Source organism: Burkholderia territorii, from assembly GCF_001718335.1.
GTDB classification, from domain to species: Bacteria; Pseudomonadota; Gammaproteobacteria; order Burkholderiales; family Burkholderiaceae; genus Burkholderia; species Burkholderia territorii.
This window is the reverse complement of sequence record NZ_CP013366.1, coordinates 1,205,188-1,225,356: the sequence shown is the minus strand read 5'-3', so window position 1 is coordinate 1,225,356 and position 20,169 is coordinate 1,205,188. Positions and strand designations below refer to the sequence as shown.

Below are 20,169 nucleotides of genomic sequence, written 5' to 3'. Positions count from 1 at the left end.
TGGCATCCGGCGCCGTGTTCTCCGTGGCGCTCGCGTTCGCCGCCGCGCTTTCGGCGGCCGCGCCGCCCGCATCGTCCATCGTGCCGCCATCGGACGCACACCAGGCCGGCGCCGCGACAAGCGCGACACCCGCGACCACGAATGCACCCATCGTCGATCTGGCGATCCTGTTCATACGAGCCTCCATGACACGATTCAGGCAACAGACGATTCCGTGCCTCACGAATGCAGTGTCATGAATTTGCTCGCGAAGGTCATGGGATGACGCTCCCCAAAGGCCGGTAGGACATGCCCGCCCTGCACGATCTCCCGATGCGGGCGGCAGGTATTTCCCTATGAAGAACCCGCGAAATCCCCATGTTGCGGCCCGCGTCGGTCACGTCCTAGAATGACCGCAACCTTACGGTTTCCTGAAAACTGCGCGTCGGGAGCCGCCTCGGGAGCCACCATGACTGAACGCCAGCCCGAAGGACCACGGATCAGGCTGCTCGATCTGATCGATGCGATGCGCAGGCTGCGCAGTGCGCTTCGTCACGACGATCCGCGCGCGGCCGTCGTCACCGATGCGCGTGGCGCGGCGCTCGCCATTCTCGACGATGACGGCACCTTCGTATCGGTCAATCGCAGCGCCGCTGCGCTGTTCGGCTATACGAGCGCCGAGCTCGCGGGCCGGCAGTTGATCGACATGGCACCCGACGACGCGCGCGGCGCGCTGGCACACGAACTGTCCGCACACGCCGCGCTTCAGCCGCGTTCATTCACGGCGATGCTCAGCGGACGAACCGGTCATCCCGCGCAATTCGTCATACATCAGCAGGCAGTGCCCGGTACTTCGCTGTCGCTGACGCTGTTCGAGGAACCGCCGGCGCCGGAGCCCGTTCGCCGCGGCGCCGCGGCGAACGATGCGGGCGTGCACGCGTACCACACGTATCTGCTGATGGGCCAGCAGAAGGAACGACATCGGCTCGCCGCGGAATTGCACGACGGGCTCGGCCAGGCGCTGACGCTCATCAAGCTGATGAACGAGGACGCGCTGATGCGGCTTCGTCGTGGCGAGATCGCCGACGCGACGAACCTGCTCGACGTCGGCGTGCTGCGCATTCGCGAGACGATCGCCGAAGTGCGCCAGATTTGCGGCGAGCTGAACCCGCCGATGCTCGACCGGCTCGGCCTGCCGGCCTCGCTCGCGTCGCTGTGCCGCCGCATCGAGCGCGACGCGGGCCCGCTGTCGGTCGCATTCGAGTGCGACGTCGACGACGACGACATTCCCGAGCACTTGAAGGCGGACATGTTCCGGGTCGCGCAGGAGGCACTGCACAACGTCGTCAAACATGCGCAGGCCACCGAAATCGTGCTGGGCCTGCGGCGCGATGCGGGCGGGTTGCTGCTGACGATCGACGACAACGGCGTCGGTTACGAGCGCCATCCGCTTGCGACGGACGACGCGCGCGCGGCGGGACTCGGCCTGATCGGCATGCAGCATCGCGTCGAGTCGCACGGCGGCACGTTCGCGATCCTGTCGTCCGCCACGGCCGGCACGCGCGTCTCGGCGACCTGGCCGCTCTGACACCGGCTGCGCTCAGCGCTTCGCACCGCCGGCGGGATAGCCGTCCAGCGGCGCGACGGCGTCGGGCGCGTGCATGCCGTCGCCGGCCGGGCTGGCCTGCACGTCCTCGACGTTCGGCTCCGCGCATTTCGCCGCGAGCGTGGTCAAGAGACCCATGTTCATCGCGACGAGCACCAGCTCCGTCAGATTCGCGAGATGGAGCTTGTGCATCATGCTCGCCCGGTACTTCTCGATCGTCTTCGGGCTCAGGCTCAGATACAGACCGACCTGTCGGTTCGTGCGCCCTTCCGCGATCAGCTTCAGTACGCTGCGTTCGCGCGCGGTCAGGACGTCCCACGCCTTCTTGGGCGCGGGCGTCTCGCGGCCGGTCACGAACGAGTCGACCATGTAGCCATACACGTCCGCGCTCAGGTGCCGCTTTCCCTGCATGACCATGCGCATCGCAAGCAGCAATTCGTCGAACGAAACGTCCTTGAGCACGTAGCCGTCGACACCTGCACGCAGCGCCTCGCGCACGTATTCTTCGTTCTGATGCACGGTGAGTACGACGATCCGGATCGTCGGTACGCGCCGCTTGATCGTTGCACTCGCATCGATACCGTTCATCCCGCGCATCGACAGATCCATCAGGACCAGGTCCGGCGCGAGCGTCATCGCCAGGTGACATGCTTCCTTGCCGTCCCGTGCTTCGCCGACGACTTCGTAATCGCCTTGAGCGGAAAGCATCGACCGTAGCCCGTTTCTCAGCAGATCGTGATCCTCTGCGATCATTACGCGATATTGTGTGTTCACGACTTCCCCCAAGTTTTCCCGCGCTTGCACCACGCCGGTTCTCGACGCCTCGTTTGCACGGTGCCGGACGATTTTTTCGCTGTTGTGCGCTGTCCGGTCTGGCGGCCCCGTCTCGCGAGCGACGGGCCACGCCCGTGCTGCGAGCAAGGATCGCGCCACCGCGCGAAGCGCGAGCGCACGCGCCGGACAAGCACCTGAGAAAACGTGTGAAAGCGGCTGGAATGTTGCAGGCGTGAATCGATTCGACGTCGTGTGCCGCATTGGTAGGACTACGGATGGCGGGACTATCCGAACGCTTCCGCCCCGCGCGGAACGATTCATTCCGCGACGACGGCCGCATTGAGCAGAAAACAACTTTTCCGCGTAAGGATCGTCAACTTCGCCCGGTTACCGAGCACTACCGACGATTACTTGTGTAACAGTTTTGCAGCGCGGCAGCCGGGTATCTCTTCACGCATCGAAGTGTAGGAGGTCGCCCCATTGTCGAGCCGATGCACCGACCACGACAATGCAGGTGCAGGAGGCCAGACAGATGCACCGCCGCCCTTCATCCGGACTGGGAACAGCGCTCGTTGCCGCATGCGTGGGAATCGGCTCGGCATGGTCGTGCCCGACTCATGCGCAGATCTACGGCACGGTGGCCAGCAATGGCGTAATCGTCCTGACCAACGAACCCGGCACGGCCAATCTGAAAGTGATCGTCGCGGCCGCCGAGCCGGCCGCGTCGGCCCGGTCGACCGCGAAGCATGCCGCGTCGAAATCGGCGGTCGCGGCGTCGTTCGCCGACGTGATCGCCGAGGCAAGCCGCGCATTCAATGTTCCGCCCGAGCTCCTTCGCGCGGTGATCGACGTCGAATCGGGCTACAACCCGAAGGCGGTCTCCGACAAAGGCGCGCTCGGACTCATGCAGTTGATGCCGGACACGGCACGCCGCTTCTCGGGCGGCGACATGTTCGATCCGCGCGACAACGTGCTGACCGGCGCGCGGTATCTTCGCTTTCTGCTCAACCTGTTCAAGGAAAACGTCGAGCTCACGCTCGCTGCCTACAATGCCGGCGAGAACGCCGTGATTCGGGCCGGTTATCGCATCCCGTCGTCGCCGCAGACGCGTGACTACGTGCCGCGCGTACTTGCGCGCTACAAGCGGCTCCTCGCCGCGAATTGACGCCCATGCGCCGCGTGACGCCGTCGGCGACGCGCGTGCGATTCGCCGCCGACACTGTCGGGCGATGACGTGCGGCCGCGCACGTCGGCCGGCATCGCGCCGGCCGACGCGTCGACGCACGATCAGGGAAATGCCGGGATGGCCGGATCCTCGCCCTGCAGGTGCGCATCCGAATGGCGAAGCCTGATCGCGTCTTCGATCTCGTGAACGCGGTCGGTCGGAACGTCGATCATCATCAGTAATTCGCCGTGCTCGATGCCGTCCTCGAAACGCTTCAGGCGCGTGCTCGGCACGTCCACGCCGATCATCGTCGCGACCCACGCGCCGAAGGCCGCGCCGAACAGCGTGATCGCCACCACGATGCCGCCGCCGATCGGCAAGCCGTCGGGCGGGAACAGCAGCACGAGCAGCCCGAGCAACATGCCCGTCCCGAAGCCGACCGCCGTGCCACGCGCGAGCGACGGCAGCATGTCGCTGCGCTGCGCGAGCGTGGCCGCCGGCAGCCCGTCGCGCATCACGTCATGATTGGCGAGGCAATGGATACGTCGCCACTCGATGCGCATCGACAACAGTTCGCCGACGATCGACTGCGCGCATTGCGTCGTCGGCAGCAGAAAATAGACCCTTCTCATGGCAGTTCCTCCTACGTCACCGCGCAATGCGGCGATACCCGCTTCTCACATTCTCGTTCGGTGCGTATCCGGCTTGTAGTGGTAATGCCCGCCGAAATGCATGGGTGGAACACGGTAGGAGACCGCGCGGTTTTAGAGCTGCCCGTAGCTGTGCAGCCCCGACAGGAACATGTTGACGCCGAGGAACGCGAATGTCGTCACGAGCAGGCCGGTGAGCGCCCACCACGCGGCGACCGCGCCGCGCAGACCCTTCATCAGGCGCATGTGCAGCCAGGCCGCGTAGTTGAGCCACACGATCAGCGCCCAGGTTTCCTTCGGATCCCAGCTCCAGTAGCCGCCCCAGGCTTCGGCCGCCCACAGTGCACCGAGGATCGTCGCGATCGTGAAGAACGCGAAGCCGACCGCGATCGACTTGTACATCACGTCGTCGAGCACCTCGAGCGTCGGCAGACGATCGGCGAGCACGCCGCGCTCCTTCATCAGGTACGCGACCGACACCATCGCCGACAGCGCGAAGCTGCCGTAGCCGATGAAGTTCGCCGGCACGTGTATCTTCATCCACCAGCTCTGCAGCGCCGGCACGAGCGGCTGGATCTGTTGCGCGTCGCGCGCGACCGAATACCACATCAGGAAGCCGACGGCCGCGCTGATCACCAGCAGCACGAACGCGCCGAGCGAGCGCGTGCCGTAGTGGCCTTCGTAATACAGGTACAGCAGCGCGGTTATCAGGCTGAACAGCACGAATACTTCATACAGATTCGACACCGGGATATGCCCGACGTCCGCACCGATCAGGTAGGACTCGTACCAGCGCACCATCAGGCCGGTGAAGCCCATCAGCACCGCGACCCACGTCAGTTTCTGGCCGATCGCCGAACCCGACTCCGAGCGCGCGAGCAAGCCGATCCAGTAGAAGATCGTCGCGAGCACGAACAGCGCGCTCATCCACAGGATCGCGGACTGGCTCGACAGGAAATACTTGAGGAAGAACGCCGAATCGGCGCGCGCGAGATCGCCCTGGTAGATCTGGATCGACAGCAGCGACAACACCGCGATCGACGCCATCATCAGCCGCGCGGGCTTCCAGCGCCAGCCGAGCACGACAAGCGCCGGCACGGTGCCGATCATCACCGCCTTGTCGTAGTCATTCATGTGTTCGTTGTCATGCACGAACGCATAGCCCGCGCCGACCACGAGTGCCAGAGCGAAGATCCAGTCGATGATCGACAGGCCGGCCGCGAATGCAACGCGCATGCGGCGCACGTCGACGCGCGACCCGCGTCGATGCAGGTCCGGCCGGCTTGCGATCGGCACCGTGTCGTTGCGCGTGAATCGGATGGCTTTCATGGTGCTCGGGTACGAACCCGCCTCTCGAATAAAAAGCGGCGCCCCGCCACGAGGGAGACGGTGCACCGAAACGATGCCGGCCGGTCCATCGCGCACGGCTGCGGCCAGTGCGGCTCGGCTGTCCGCACGCGCGGCAACTCGACCGGCGTCAGCTCATTCACGCGCCGACGTATTCGCCGGTGCATCATGCGCGTCCGGAAACGCTTCGACGAAAGCCGCGACCGCGCGCATGTCCTGGTCGGTCATGTTCGCGCACACCGCCTTCATGACGGCTCCGCGTGGCCGCGTATCGGTCTCGCGGAACACCCGCAGTTGCTTGATCACGTAGTCCGCGTGCTGGCCGGCAAGACGCGGAAACCGGTCCAGCCCCTCGCCATGCTGCCCATGGCATCCGATGCACGCGGCGACGCCCTTGTCCGGCAGTCCCGACATGAAGATCGCCCGGCCCGCGTCGACCAGCGCAGGATCGCCGGCCGAGCCCAGCGTCGGCGGCTGGCTCGAGAAATAGGCCGCGAGCTCGTCGATCTGCGCGTCGGTCAAATGCGTGAAGCCCCACATGAACCGCTTCGCGTTCGGATCGGCGCGCGCGTGACGCTTGAAATCCGTCAGCTGGTCGACGAGGTATTCCTTGCCCTGCCCGGCAAGCTTGGGAAACATCGGAGAAACCGACACGCCGGTCGCGCCGTGACAGTTCGAGCACACCTGCAGCGCAATGGTCTTGCCCGACACGGCCGGATTGTCGACTTCCCTCGACCGCTCGAGGTCGTGACAACCCGATGCCGCGAGCACCAGCGCAAGCAAAGCGAAATGGGTCACCTTGATCATTTCAATGCTCTCCCTGCCGCGACGTCCGCAACGCCAGTCGCCCCGCCGGACGTCAGAACGACGCGATCCATAGATAGATGAACAGCGTGTCGTTGTCCCTCGCATTGCGTCCGTTGCCGTCGTAATTGGTCGTCGCGCCGAGGTATTTGGTGAAGTGCGTGTACTGGATGCCGACGCGAACATGTTGATCCGGTATCCAGAATATTTCCGGCGTCCAGCCCTGCGTATTCGGATGGAAGTTCGCGCTCGCCGCATAGGCCGCGCTGTCGGCGGTGCCGGTCGTATTGAAGAACGACAGGCTGATGCCGTACTTGGCCTGGTAGACGTACGACGCCTTGAGCCGCAGCGAATTCAGGTTCGCGGCCGTGTTGTCGCTCACGACGAAGTTGTTCGGGTCGTGAATGTTTTCGCGCACGTAGCGCGCCTGGGCGGTAATCGTATGCGGCTCGAGCAGGTACTGATACTGCGTGTCGAAACCGTAATCCCGATAGCGCGTCACACCCGTGCCGAAGATCGGGAAGCTGTTCGGGTCGTTCGGATAGATGTCGACGCTCAACCCGAATGCGCCGACCATCAGGCTGTGCGGCCCCCAGTCGCGCGTCAACGCGATGCGCGCATACGGGTTGTAGCCGCGCAGGTAGACCTGCGGGTGATCCGGATTGCCCGCGTGGTTGCCCTTGCTCAGGAACGACCAGATACCGTCGGCCGTGCTGTAGGCGGTCAACTCCGCATAGACCGTCTTGTTCCAGTACAGATACCCGCCCATGCCGACGACCTGCATCGCGAGCCCGCCCTCGATCATCGGCGTGACCGGCACACCGCCGACCGGGCTGATCGCCGAGCCGATGTAGGGATAGCTCCACGCCGGCGCCGTATTGAAGACGTCCTGCACGGTCGGGTTGTTGTGCAAGGTCAGCCCGAGAATCAGGTCGTTGGTGGGCGACATGATCCGGTCGACGAAGCGGAAGTCGGTGTTGTCCGATGCCCACCATCCTTTCCATTTCGCGTTGGCATCCTGATGATCGTAGTTCGCGTAGGTGAACTGCGCGAAGCCGCCGAGATGGTCGGTGATCTTCCCGGCGAGGAACACGCTCGCGAAGTCGAAGATCGGCAGGCCGTCCTTCGGACTGACCGGATTGCCGCTTGCGTCGCTGTTGAAGCGCGTCTTGGTCAGGTCGCCTACGGCCATCGCGGCAAGCGGAATCGTGCGCTCGCCGAACGTATAGCCGTTCAGCTTGAACATGCGTCCGTACGGCGTCAGTTCGGGAAACTGACCGCCGGCATGGCATGCGACGCAGCTCTGCCCGGTCTGCCGGGCAAAGATCGGCAACGCCCGCGCGACGGACGCCTGAAACAGGACGAGCGCCACGCACAGGGCCATCCAGGTGAAGCGCACCCGGCGATGATGTGCGTCATGGCCGGCCAGAGAGGTACTCATGGCGATTTCCCCCACACCGAGTGTCGTCGCGCGCCGATGCAAACGCCGAACGGCGGGTGACGACTTCATTGTGCGATCCGGCGCTGCAAGCCGACATGGGGCACCCTCCTCCTTGCACGGTCAGACATCTACTCAATTCGTGCGCGGCCCGGCTCAGGGAACGATCCAGCCGCCGTCCGCGCGAACCGTCGTCCGATCCGCGCCGGCGAACCGCACGATATACCCGCCCTTCGACGCGAAGCGCTGCCCGGGCGCCAGTGTCAGGCGCGGGTAGTAGCCGGTCAGGATGCGGCGTTCGAGCATGTCCTCGATGCGCTCGACCAGATACTCGCGCACGAACGCATCCACCAGATGGCTCAGCGTCTCGGCGAGCAGCCCGCACGCGAGATACGTATCGGCCTGCACCTGCGGTGCGACGATCGGAATCTGCCGGATGGTGAACCAGCCGAACGCGTAGTCGACGCGCACGCGGCGCTCCTCGGGCAAGTCGAACGGATAGGCGACGCGCGTCACGCCGCGCCAGCGGGCCGGCAGCGGCGTGCTGTCGAGCCCGCCGAGCAGCCCCGACATGAAGACCGTGTCCGACGCGGGCGGCACATGCTCGAGCGCCGCGAGGTCGGGCGGCCGCAGCCACAGCACGAGCACGTCGTCGCGCGATATTCCGTGCAGCGCCTGCGCGACGCCGTCGCGCGGCGCGAGCACGCGGTTCGACACCGCGATGCCGTGCGCCTTCAGCGCAGCCGCCAGCGCCTGCGCGCCGCGCTCGCCGTTGTCGCCCGCGCGATAGACCTGCCATACGGAACTCATCGTCTTCGACGTCGGCCGCGCGCCGCGCTCATCCTCGATCCGCTTCGCGATCAGGTCCGACTCGAGCAACACGCCTCGCGAGAAGTACACCGAGTAGAAATCGCGATCGGTTCCTGCCGGGACTTCGACATTCGGAAACAGGCACGGCACGGCCTCCTCTTCGCAGAAGTCGTGAACGGGCGCCCAGTTCCTGCCGCCGAGCCCCGACACGACGGCCAGCACCGGCTGCCGTGCGAGAAATTGAGCGAGCTGCGCCCGCCAGGTTTCGGGCGGCCCCGTGAGCTGCCAGACGTGCAGTTCCCAGCGGCGATTGACCATGAACATCATCTTGCGCGTCGAGCGCAGCGGCGGCGTCGCGCCGATCGGAAACGCGTTCTTGTCCGCGAAGTAATGCTGCAGTACATCGAGCATGCCCGCCCGCTTAACCGGATCCGCGTCGGGGGTGATGATCGTCGCGAAATGCAGCACCGTGTCCGTGACGCCGGACGGTTTGCGCGCGTCGAGCCGTTTCAGGTACCCGCTCAGCGCCGCCATGTCCGCATCGCTCAACGCATACTGCGGCATCAGCCTGCCGAGCGGCTTGCCGTCCGCGTCGATGCCGTCGCGCACGGCGCGGGCGAGACGTTCCTCCGTGTACGGTTCGCGATCGATACGCATGCCGGAAACGTACGGGATGTCGAGATCCTCGCCGGTTCGCGCGCGAGGATGCGCCAGATAGCGCCACGTGATCGGCGGCACCGTGTTGTTGCCTTCCTTCGAACCGAGGCCGCTGCGCCGGTGGCAATTGATGCAGGCGGCTGCCGCGCCCCGCAGGCGCACGCCGTCCTGATGCACGGCTTCGAGCGGCGCGCCCGAGCCGAGGATGCCGCGCTGGAAGATTGCCTCGCCCGCGTCCGCCGGCGCGACGGGCGCGGACGCGACGGACTCGGCAGCCGCCACTTCGTCGCAGCGTGCGTAACCGGTGGGCGCGCACAGCGCGGCGAGCAACAACCAGCGCGCCAGCCGGCGGTTCACGGCAAGCGTGCGCACCGCCGCGAGGGCACGCAGCAGCAGCCCGATGCCGCTCATGGCCGCGCCGTCGGGAGGCCGGCAGGCGGCGGCGCCGGCGACACGCTCGCGTCGATCGCGACCGAACGGCGTCCACCCGGCGACGTCGGCCGAGTGAAGATTGCATCGTCGAGCGGCGGATTCAGCGTCACCTTGTCGATGACCAGCGTGTCCTTGTTCGTGGAAGTCGCCGTATGGCTTTCGATCCTGAGCGGGATCTGCAGCCCGTCGATACGCTTGAAATCGCCGTAGGTCACTTCGACGGTGACCGGCCCGCGCGGGCCATGCAACTGACGGTCGAACTTCACGTCCAGGAACGTGCGGCCATCGATCCACACATGGCGAACCGCGCCGGAAGGCAGCGTCACCGCGAGGCGGTATGCATCGTGCCCGCCGATCTGGTCGATCCCTTCCAGCGTCACGCCGACGCCCTTCGCTTCGTGATCGATCAATGGCCCGTCGATCACCTGCTCGTCACGCGCCGACCTGATCTCGTCGATCGAATACGGCCGCGGACTCGCGCCGAGCTTCCAGCCTTCCCTGCCGTCGAACACGCGCACACTCTTCTCGTTCAATACCGTCAGCTCGAAGCGCGTCTTGTTCGGGCGCTTCATCGCGAGGACGAACGGCAAGTCCCGCACCGGAGCGTTGGCACTGTCGACATGACCGAACCAGACCATCGTCCGGACCTTGCGCCATGCGTCGAGCCCGCCGCGCGCGGCGACATTCCTCTCGACGATCTGTTCCGCGGTGAGATCCTGCCCCGCGACCTGCTTGCACGCGCACAAGGCAAGCGCCATGCAGCCGGCGAGCACCCACGATTCGATTCGCTTCATGGCCTCGGTCCTCGCGCGATCGTGCGGCTAGCGGCTCGTGACCCTGGTCGCACCGAGCTGCGGCTTGCCGAACGATGCATCGTCCACCGGCTGATTCACGGCCACGTGATCGATCGTCAACTTGTGCGTTCCCTTCACGCCCGCGACGGCCGTCTCGAGCGTATGCGGCACGACGATTCCCCCCTCCTTGCGGAAGTCGCGAAAGAACACGGAGACGCCGTGCATCCTGCCGTCGAGCACGCGCGGGTCGCCGTCGATCTTCAGCTCGAGGAACGTGGCCGCATCGATCCACACGCGACGCTCCGCATGCTCTTTGGTCGTCACTTTCAGCACGTAGGCGCGATGCCCTTCCACCGTCTCCGAGCCGATCAGCTGGACCGTGCTGCCCTTGCTCGCGTAATCGACGAGCGGCCCGTCCAGTTCCGCGGCCTGCGCCGCCGATTTCGCCTCGGCCGGCGTATAGGGCTCGACTTCGTCACGGCCGAGAAACGGTCGGACTTTCCAGCCCTGCACACCGTCATAGACCTGGAACGCCGTCTGCCCGTTGAAGCGGACTTCGACGCGGCTCTTGTGCGGACGCTTCATCGTCATCACGAATGGCAGCGCGGTGTTCTTCTTGCCGCCGGCCTCCATCAGCCCCGACATCGTCAGCGTATTGACCATGCGCCAGGCCTGCAGCCCGCCGCGCGCCGCCACGTTGCGCTCGACGATCTGCGCGGCGCTCGCGCGTCCCGCCGATGCGCCCCCGGCCTGGGCGGTGCCTGCCGCCGAGGCCGCCATCGAATCGGGCGCCGACGCGAGCAAACCGGCCAGCGAGGCCGCCCCAATCACTACCGAAAGAAACCGGGTCATGAGTCTTCTCCTGTCCCTGTGCCGTGAATCGCGGCCGCATCGTCATTCGACCAGCAGCCCGTCGATATGCAACGATCCGATGATCACGTTCACGCGTTCGCCGACCTTCACGACGTTGCCCTTGTTCGAAAACACCATCCAGTACTCGCGGCCGGCCTCGAGGCGGCCGCTTTGCCGCAACTGGCCTACCTTGTCCATCACCGGCACTTCAAGCAGCGCGTGACTCGTCTGCCCGTACAGATACGGCGTCGCGCTTCTGTCCGCGAGCCGCTTCGCGGCGTCGGGATCGGTCACGCGGTAACTGAAGCGGATCAGGTTGTCCGATGTGATGCGGTGCACCTTCAGGTTGTCGATCCCCCGCGTCATCATGTAGTAGGTCCTCGCGCGCTGCGGGAGGCCCGGCCGGTATGGCGAATGCCTCGCGCCCGCGCCGGGCGCAGCAGGTGCGCCCTGCTGCGCAGCGGCCGGCTCTGCGACGGCCGCGGCGAGAAGACAGGCGGCGGCGTAACGCGCCGCTCGCCTGCACAGCAAAGTTGAACGGTTCATGGCCCCCCCTTCAACGTTGATTCGGCACCGTGCCGAGCCCGAGCGGAGCGATCGGCAGGCCGCCCACGATGCCGGCCGGCGCGATCGGCGCCGCTGGCGGAGCGATCGGCAGGCCACCCACCGCGCCGGTCGGCACGGTCGGCACCGCCAGCGGCGGAATCGGCAGCCCGCCCAAGGCGTCGGCCAGCGCCGTGCCGAGCGCCAGCGGATCGATCGGAAGGCCGCCCAAGATGCCGGCCGGCAGGAATTCGACCGCACCGATGTCGTACTTCCCCTGTTGCGGACGCGTCGTGCCGAAGAAGTCATGATTCGGCGCACCCGTCGGCGTTCCTGCGTTGATCGCGGGCGAACCTGCGCGCGGCGAGTAGTTGCCGAGCAATACACCGTAACCGGTACTGCCGGGCACGATCGACATGTTGAACAGCGACAACGGACCGTACGACATGTTGATCCACTGATTGCCCTCATCCGGCACGGCCGACGGCAGCAGCGAGAACAGCGGGTTCGGCAAGACCGTGTCCGAGATGCCGGGCGGCACCGCGAACCCGTTTCCGCCTCCTTCCGGCGGCACGCGCGCGCCATTGCAATACTGGCTCACGACGGCCGGGTTGGCCCCGCTGTTGTTCGCGCCCGGGTAGTCACCCGCATCCGTCAGGATCGAATACCGCGGGCTCAGCATAAGGCCCGACTGATGGTTGCCGGGGCCGGTGTCGCCATACGCGCCGATATCCCAATACACCGCGTGCGGATCGCAATAGCCTGTCGCATGCCCCGCCTGGTTCAACGTCGGGTTCAACGTCACCGTGTTCTGCATCCCGGGGATGTTCGGGTTCTTCCCGGACACCGTGATGAAGAACGTGCGGTTCTGCCAGAACACGTTGTTGGTCAGCACCGGGTTCGAGAACGTCGTGCAGTTCGACAGCCCCCCAGGACACGCCACCCCGGCGGCGGTGAACGCCGTCACGAAGTTCGCCGTATGCCGCGCGGTCTCGAGCCCGGCCGGCTGGTATGTCGACGTCGTGATCGGGTTGCACGTCGTTTGCGAGCCGACCGTGGTGCAGTTCGGCGGCCCGACGTTCGCCTGGGTCGCCGCGTCCGTGTTGAACAGCACGCCGGCGGACGCCGTCGCGTCGTTCGACATCACGGTGTTGTTGACGAAGCTCACGCGCACCGCATCCTGCAGCGACACGCCGCCGCCGCCCCAGCCCGCGACGTTGTTGGCGATGATGTTGTTGATCACCCGGACCGCGTACCAGTTCGCCGCATTGCCCGGGCTGCGCTGCACGTCCGTGCCGTTCACCGCCTGCAGCCGCAGCCCGCCGCCCTTGCCGCTCTCGGCCGTGTTGCCCATGATCAGGTTGCCGTCGATCACCAGTTGCGGCCCGATACCGTCGGACAGTTGCGGCGCGCAGTCCACGTCGACCGTCGAGTTCTCGCAGAAGGTGCCGTCCGGCGGCACGCCCTGCGCGATGATGCCGCCGCCATAGGTCGGCAGTGTCGGGTTGTTGCTCTGGTTGAACAGCACCCAGTTGTGCGAAATGTCGCCGGCATAGCTGAAGCCGAAGTGCGCGACGCCTCCGCCGTCGCCGCTGCTGATGTTGCCGCACACCCAGTTGTAGTTGAAGTGGTAGTTGTCGGCGCCCGAGCAGAACACGACGCCGCCGGCCGATGACGGTGTGCTCGAATTGATTTCATCGCCGTACGACGCGTTCGACGTCACCGAGTTGTGGTGCACGTTCACGGCCTTGTTGAAGCCGAACGGAAGCTCGGTGATGCCGTCGGCCGCGATCGTGCCGTCGGGCACTTCGACCTGGCCGACCGAGATGCCGCCTGACAGCGTGCCGGCGTTCGAATACACGCGGTTGTTCGACACCTCCATCAGGTGGTTCCAGCCGTGCAGGAAAATCCCGCCGCCGCCTTGCGAGCTGTTGGTGACCGTGATGCCGTCGATGCGCGATGGATTGCACAGGAAGTTGCTCGGATAATTCGCGCAGTCCGGCGGATTCGGCCGCAATGCGCTCGGGCCCGTGAGCGGCACGCAGATGCCGTTCGCGACGCAGTTCGGGTCGGGCTGCGGCACGCCGCCCACCAGCACGTCGCGCACGCCCTTGCCGAGCACCGTGATGCCGGCACCTTCGTAGGCGCCCATCAGCGACGGCTCGAGCAGCATTTCGCCGAGATTGCCGTTCAGGGTCGAGTCCCACCCCACGGTCGGCTCGAGCGGGATCGGGTCGACCTTGCGCTGCATCGCCGTCGGGCACGTGTACGTGCCGCTCGGGTCGTACGGGTTCGACGACGAAATCATCGCGCCGTTGATCGCGACGCCGAACAGGCAGTCGACCTTCCTGCGCCACGCGTCCATCTTGCCCGACGGATGCGTGTTCGCATTGATCACCACCGACGGCGCGCCGACGCCTTGCAGCCGCACCGGCTTCCACATCACGGTCATTTCGTTGTAGGTGCCCGGACCGACGATGATCAGGTCGCCCGGGGTCGCCTTGTCGATCGCGGTCTGGATCGCGTCGTTGGTCGCGTTCTCGCCGTTCACGTAAGTCGGCGCCTTGCCGCCCACCGTCACGGTGACCGTGTCGATCGAGTTCTTGCCGCTGGCGGTCGTGACGACCAGTTCGCCGCAGGACGTCGGCGTCAGCACGCCGCGCTGCTGAACCGTGCAGCTCGAGCCGATGAGCGGCGGCACGACGACGCGGATCTCCGAATCGGTCCATGACTGCACCGCAGCCGTCCTGCCGCCGATCGTGACCTTGCCTTGCGCCGCCCCGAAGCCGTAATGGCGCTTGACGAACTTCTGGTTGAACGGCGTGGCGGTCGCGGCCGGCCCGTTGTACGCGTTGTTCGCCACGGTCTGATCGCCGAGCGCCTTGATCGTCAGCGGGTGACCGACCGCGCTGACCCACGGGCCCGCGCCGCCGCCGCTCGCGTCGCCGGTCACGCTGGCAATCGCGGGCGTGCCGTCCGGGTACGCGCAGTCAGGCGGGTTGTAGCCGGACGCGAAGGCCTGCACCGGCACCACCGGCGTGTCCATGTACTGCGTCTGTCCGGGCATGAACGGAATCTCGTAGCAGAACTGGCTGTATGCCGGGTTGAACAACGGATCGCGGATCGTCTTGCCCGGATGCGCCGGGTCGGGCATGTCGGGATCGTTCATGCACGCGACCATCATCGTCGGCGCGTAGCCGGTCGGATTCGGCGGATTGACCTGCCACGTCGAATAGTTCAGCCCGTTGAAGATGCCCCAGGAGTCCGAATAGATGCGCGCGACTTCATTGCCGCCGAAATCCTTCATCGAGATCGGCACGTTTGGCACCGCGAACTTCTCGCCGAACTGCGGCGAGTACGGATCGAACTCGGATGAGAAATCGTCGAGCATGAAGCCGGTGAAGTGCGCGGCAACATGGGTCGAGCTGAACAGCCAGAACTTCGCGAGCACCGACATTTCGTTCGTGAGCGTGACCTCCTTGCGGTCGCAGAGATGCCGCGACGCGCCCGCGAACGGCGCGACCTCCTTCGAGCCCGGGAACAGGCTGATGTAGTCCGGCACGATGCGCAATGCGCCGACGCACGGCCAGAACGTCTCGACGCTGCCCGTATCGCCTTCGTGCCGCGGCGTCGAACCGAGGTCGGTCGTCGGGTTCTGCGCGTTGTTCGGGTTGAAGGTCGAATTCATCGCCGCCTGGTCGGGCAGGATGAAGATGTTGCCGAGGCCGCCGAACTGCTGCGTCACCGGGGCGATGTAGTTGTCGCCGATCAGGATGTTCTTGTCCTCCTCCTTCACGAGCTCGTAGCCCGGCGGCACCACCACCTCGACGACGTATTTCCCGGTCGGCAGCATCCGCGTGCCGTCGCCCGACGGATTCGCCACGCAGATCTTGCAGTTCGTGCCGGTCGGCAGGCCCGTCGACGGATCGCGCGTCGTCACGCTCGGGAACTGGTACATCCCGTCGTACGGCGCGGGCTGCACCTGGTTGAACGCATGCATGCCGTCATAGCACTTGAATTGCGAATGCGCGGGCAACGCGCGATGCGTCGGATCCAGCCACTGCGGGCTGTCCTTCAGCGTGAAGAAGAACGGGTCGCTCGTCTCCTGGCCCGGGCAGTTCATGTTCGGAATGCCGTCGGTGCGGAACCCCTGCGCCCAGTCGTCCCAGCTGCTCGTCTTCGTCGTATCGACGAGCGCGAGCGTCGTCGTGCCGTCCGGCGCCGTGTCTTCCCGGTACAGGTTGACCGTCACGTTCGGAATGTTCGGCGTCCAGCTCGTGTGAATGAGCAGCGCCGGGTCGTCGAACGGCCGCGTCGACGCGTAGATCACCTCGCCCTTGATGCCACCGTTCTCGGTCGGGCCGTACGGCTTCTTGCCGAATTCGATGAACGAATTCTGGCCGGAGAAGCCCTGCCAGCCTTCGGTCGTCACCCACGGCGGGTCGATCCGCGCGGTCGACGGGTTCGTGCCCGATTGGTCGGTACAGTCCGCATCGTTGCAGTAGCGGGCGCCCGGCACGCGCAGGTTCGTCGGCAGATGCGCCGTCGGCGATTCGACCGTGTTGGCGAAATTCGCCGCGATGTTCGAGGTGCCTCCGCCGGGCGTGCCGTCGACCGGCCCGCCCGCGTCATACACCACGTGCACGCCCGTCTGCTTGTAGCGCGTCGTGTCGGCTTCGGCCACATACCAGTTGAACAGCGGGAACACTTCGTTGAATCCGGCGAAGCCGTTCAGGTCCGTGTTGTTGAAGTTCGAATAGCTGCCGTCGCGGAACCGTATGTTGGTGGGCACGAGCGTGAGCCCGGGCTCGTTGTCCTGCGAGACGCCGTCGCCGTTCTGGTCGAAGAAGGTCCGCGTATACAGATTCGTATGCCATTGCAGCACGGGGATGTCGCCGAGGTCCTTGGACTGTCCGCCCTTCAATTGCGTCGCCGTCGCCAGCCCGTCGACGATCTGGTCGTTCCATTGATCGAAGACCGTGATGCGGAACGTGCCGTCCGGCAGGCCGCTGATCTTGAACGTGCCGTCCGGATTGCACTTGGTGAAGGCGATGTCCTCCCCGTCGGTGTCGCCGACGCTCACGTAGCACTGCGTGAAGCCGAGCGAATCGCGCGAGCCCGAGCCGTACAGGTTCTCGTTCGGCGGACGGCTGTAGTGCAGATTCGTGATCCGGCCCGCGAGCGAGTTGTTGCAGGTCGCGCCGGCGCACACCAGCGGCAGCCGGTCGTTGATGATCTTCGGATTCGCGAAACCGATCGACACGTGGAAGCCGGCGGGCCCGAACTCCTGGAAGTACGAAGGACCGCCGACCTTGATGAATGCGTCGTGCGCCTTCTGTCCGTCCAGCGTGTTGGTCTGCAGCCATTCCTCGCCGCGGCCGGTGCGATCCGCGCCCGGCGTCGCGACGACGCCATAGCGTCCCGGCATCAGGTTCGCGATGACTGCCTGGCCGACCAGCGGCGACAACGTCTTGCCGTCGGACTCGTACTTCGGGCAGGTCGGGATCATGCCGACGAGGCCGTCGGTCGACGTCGTCGAAATCGGGCAGGCGTTCAGGCCCGTGGCGGGATCGACGGTGCCCTGCAGCGAATTCGACAGCGGCATGTTGAACATGTCGTAGGTCATCTGCCCGGTGGCGTCGCCGGTGCCGCCGGCGTCGTCGAACAGCTTGATCTCGAACCCGCCGAGGCCCGGCTCATGCGCGGTGCCGAAGCTGTCGGTGCCGCCGCTCACGTCCACTTCGCCATTGACGGGTGCATCGTCCTCGAACACGAATACCGATATCTTCGCGGTCTGCAACGGCGTCTCCTGCACGAGCACGTTGACGCTCTTCTGTCCCGGCGCGATCGGCGCGCCACCCATCGTGTGACCGCAGGTGCCCGTGCCCGGCGCGAAATCCGCGCCGCCGGGGCCCGACGGGCAATCCTTCGAAATGTCGAACTGCCGCTTCGCCCCGGTCGGGTTGTTCGGGTCGACGGGCTGCGGAGCGCCCGCTCCGCTCGAGAAACTGTTGCCCGCGTCGCCCGGCAGAATCGAGATGTAGTAATGCTTGGTCGGATCGAGCGAAACCTGGCTCGGGTCGACCGGCACCTGCTGCGCGGCATTCGTACGGCACGCGCCGTCGCCGACGTCGCATACCGCGGGCACATGCGTGTTGGTGGCAGGATCGAACACCGTCTGCCCCGACTCGCACGCCACCGTGCCGACACAACCCGCCGCGACCACCGGCATGTAGCTCGAATGGAAGCTGGTGCCCAGACTCGGCACCGGCAGCGGCGGGCAGTTCGCGGGGCGCGGCGTCGTGTTCACCTGGCAGGCCGGGTCGATCTGGAACGTGCGGTCTTCCTCGATGATCCAGCGGTAGTCGGTGAGCTGCACGGGCGTCTTTCCCGGGGCCGCGCTCGGCGCGTCCAGGACCTTGACGGCGAGTCCGCTGCCGCCGTTGAACCTGACGGTAACGGTCGCGGGCGCGCTCGCCGTGTTCTGCGAGTTGACGGCCGTGTACTTGAAGGTCACGCCGGCGGTCGCGCCGCCGACCGGCGGTACGGCCGGCGTCACGCTGAATGAGCCGTCCGCGTTCAGCGCGACCGTGCCGCCGCTGGCGCTGTTCGGCACGACGACCGCCGCGAGCGGCAGGCCGCTCGGGTCCGTGTCGTTGACGAGCACGCCGGGTGCGCCGATCTGCAGCCGCGACGCGATGTTGCTGGTGTAGCTGTCGTCGTGTGCGACGGGTGGACCGGACAGGCAGCCGGCAGCTTGCGTGCACGGGGCCAGCGTCACCGTCGCGGTGACCGCGGGATTGCCGTTCGCCTGATACACGAAGCTGTCGGAAGTCGTACCGGGTTTGGGCACGTAGCTGAACGTGCCGTCAGGGTTCAGCGTCACCGTGCCGTTGGCCGGCTTGGTCAGGAGCTGCACGCCATAGACGCCGACGTCGTTGGCGATCACGCCCTTGCCGGGGTCCGCCACGGTCAGCGTGTTGCCTGCCACAAGGAAGTACTTGTCGGGATTGGCGACCACGTTCTGGCCGGCCGCGCCGACAGACGGAAGCGCACCGTTGTTGATGCTGAGATACGCCTGCATGCCGCCGTCGCGCTGGTTGTTGGTCGACAGGCTCAGTTGCCGGTCGAACACCGGCAGCGCGGGCGCATTCACGCCCGGCGCGTTCATCATCACGTCGTAAGTCTTGCCGGCCGCCATGAACACGGACGATTGCACGCGCGGATTGCCGGGCAACGGATTGCCGTCCTCGGCGACGAGCGTGAAGCCGGAGACCGCCGGGTTGCCGCTTTGCGCGCCGACCACGGACGGCACGTGCATCCGCAGGCCCGCGTTGACGAAGCGCAGGAGAACCTGGCCGGTCGACACGGGCGCCGTTGCGAGGAACGACGACCGGTCCGGATGCGTACGATCGAACGCGACGCCGTTGATCAGGTAATAACGCGGATCGTAGTTCACGGCCGGCGGATAGCAGGTGCCGAACGATGAGGAATGCGAATCGCCACATCCACCAGAAAGGCCGGACCAGACCTTGGTTTCGCTGAAGCCGGCAGTGGCGACAGCCGCGGCGACTGCCGCGTTCTGCAGCGGATCGATCTCGCTCAGTACGAGCGGGATGTCGGCGTCGTACTGCACGCCCGGATAGGCGACCGGTCGCGACGTCACGCTCGCCGGCGGCGTGCGCACCACGAGCACGCCATAGAGACCCATCGGCCCCTGGATCGACGGATGCGAGCCCGATTCGATCAGGTAGGTGCCGGGCCGCAGGTTGTTCCACTTCAGCGCTGTTGTCGCGCCATGAGGCACTTCGGTCGAGAACGACTGAACCCGTGGCCCTTGCGCGGGCGGCGTAAACGTCGCACCGCTGCCGGTACCGGCAATCGGCCAGGTCGTCGAGGTCTGTGTCGGATGCACCGGGCTCGGGGTCGACGTCGCCGTCTTGCCGAGGCCGCCGCCCAACTGCCCGACGATCACGAGCGACGTCGGCACGGAAGCGGGCAGACTGTTCGTGAGGTTGATCGTCAGCGTCGCGCCGGACGGCACGGTGATCACCACCGGCGACCAGCCCGCGCCGGCGCCGGGATTGGCCGCCGCACAGGTGGCCGGCGCCACGGCTGCCGCCGAGCACGTGTAGCCCCACATCGGCACGATCTCGCCGTCGGGCATCGTGGCCGACACGGCCTTCGCCGTCAGGTTCACGGTTTGGGCGAGCGATGCCTCGCTCGCTGCCAGCAGAATGAACGCGGCGAGGCTCGCCTTCGCCACGCGGAGGAACATCGCCTTGAACTGGATGAATGGCATTTCCGTTCTCCCCGCC

At 66.1% G+C, this 20,169-nt stretch carries 12 protein-coding genes; 2 read left to right on the top strand and 10 right to left on the bottom strand.

The genetic code is table 11. The annotated features are described in order from the left end of the window. The first annotated feature begins 448 nt into the window (after positions 1–448). Positions 449–1,567 (top strand): sensor histidine kinase, encoded by a 1,119-nt coding sequence (locus WS51_RS16330; protein WP_059944523.1) that lies wholly within the window; start codon positions 449–451, stop codon positions 1,565–1,567. 12 nt (positions 1,568–1,579) lie between these two features. Here the strand turns inward: WS51_RS16330 and WS51_RS16325 are convergent, their stop codons facing one another. Beyond that, positions 1,580–2,359, bottom strand: coding sequence for a response regulator (locus WS51_RS16325; protein ID WP_059505937.1), 780 nt, complete (start codon positions 2,357–2,359; stop codon positions 1,580–1,582). A gap of 532 nt (positions 2,360–2,891) precedes the next feature. Here WS51_RS16325 and WS51_RS16320 point away from each other — a divergent pair. Next, positions 2,892–3,524, top strand: coding sequence for a lytic transglycosylase domain-containing protein (locus tag WS51_RS16320; protein WP_196483506.1), 633 nt, complete (start codon positions 2,892–2,894; stop codon positions 3,522–3,524). Positions 3,525–3,646: 122 nt separating this feature from the next. Here WS51_RS16320 and WS51_RS16315 read toward each other — a convergent pair whose 3' ends face one another. From WS51_RS16315 to WS51_RS16275, 9 genes are all read right to left on the bottom strand, one after another. Beyond that, the gene (locus WS51_RS16315; protein ID WP_069229444.1) at positions 3,647–4,156 is read right to left on the bottom strand and encodes a DUF1269 domain-containing protein; all 510 of its coding nucleotides are present in this window, start codon (positions 4,154–4,156) and stop codon (positions 3,647–3,649) included. A 132-nt stretch (positions 4,157–4,288) separates the two neighbouring features. Further along, on the bottom strand, positions 4,289–5,410 hold the full coding sequence (gene ccsB, locus WS51_RS16310; protein WP_155773622.1) for a c-type cytochrome biogenesis protein CcsB: 1,122 nt from the start codon (positions 5,408–5,410) through the stop codon (positions 4,289–4,291). Between the two features lie 246 nt (positions 5,411–5,656). Continuing rightward, positions 5,657–6,328 carry a c-type cytochrome gene (locus WS51_RS16305; RefSeq protein ID WP_059944988.1) on the bottom strand — a complete coding sequence of 224 codons (672 nt, stop codon included), beginning with the start codon at positions 6,326–6,328 and terminating at the stop codon, positions 5,657–5,659. A 52-nt stretch (positions 6,329–6,380) separates the two neighbouring features. Continuing rightward, complete coding sequence (locus WS51_RS16300; RefSeq protein ID WP_059502780.1) at positions 6,381–7,766, bottom strand: hypothetical protein; 1,386 nt, start codon at positions 7,764–7,766, stop codon at positions 6,381–6,383. A 153-nt stretch (positions 7,767–7,919) separates the two neighbouring features. After that, the gene (locus tag WS51_RS16295; protein ID WP_155773599.1) at positions 7,920–9,641 is read right to left on the bottom strand and encodes a c-type cytochrome; all 1,722 of its coding nucleotides are present in this window, start codon (positions 9,639–9,641) and stop codon (positions 7,920–7,922) included. Continuing rightward, entirely contained in the window at positions 9,638–10,456 is an 819-nt protein-coding gene (locus tag WS51_RS16290) for a LolA-like protein (RefSeq protein WP_060329797.1), read from the bottom strand. Before WS51_RS16290 ends, WS51_RS16295 begins: the two co-directional genes overlap by 4 nt. A gap of 27 nt (positions 10,457–10,483) precedes the next feature. After that, entirely contained in the window at positions 10,484–11,308 is an 825-nt protein-coding gene (locus WS51_RS16285; protein ID WP_208606685.1) for a LolA-like protein, read from the bottom strand. Positions 11,309–11,350: 42 nt separating this feature from the next. After that, positions 11,351–11,677, bottom strand: coding sequence for a hypothetical protein (locus tag WS51_RS33170; RefSeq protein WP_414125472.1), 327 nt, complete (start codon positions 11,675–11,677; stop codon positions 11,351–11,353). Between the two features lie 187 nt (positions 11,678–11,864). Continuing rightward, positions 11,865–20,153 (bottom strand): Ig-like domain-containing protein, encoded by an 8,289-nt coding sequence (locus WS51_RS16275; RefSeq protein ID WP_081333576.1) that lies wholly within the window; start codon positions 20,151–20,153, stop codon positions 11,865–11,867. Between the last annotated feature and the right edge of the window lie 16 nt (positions 20,154–20,169).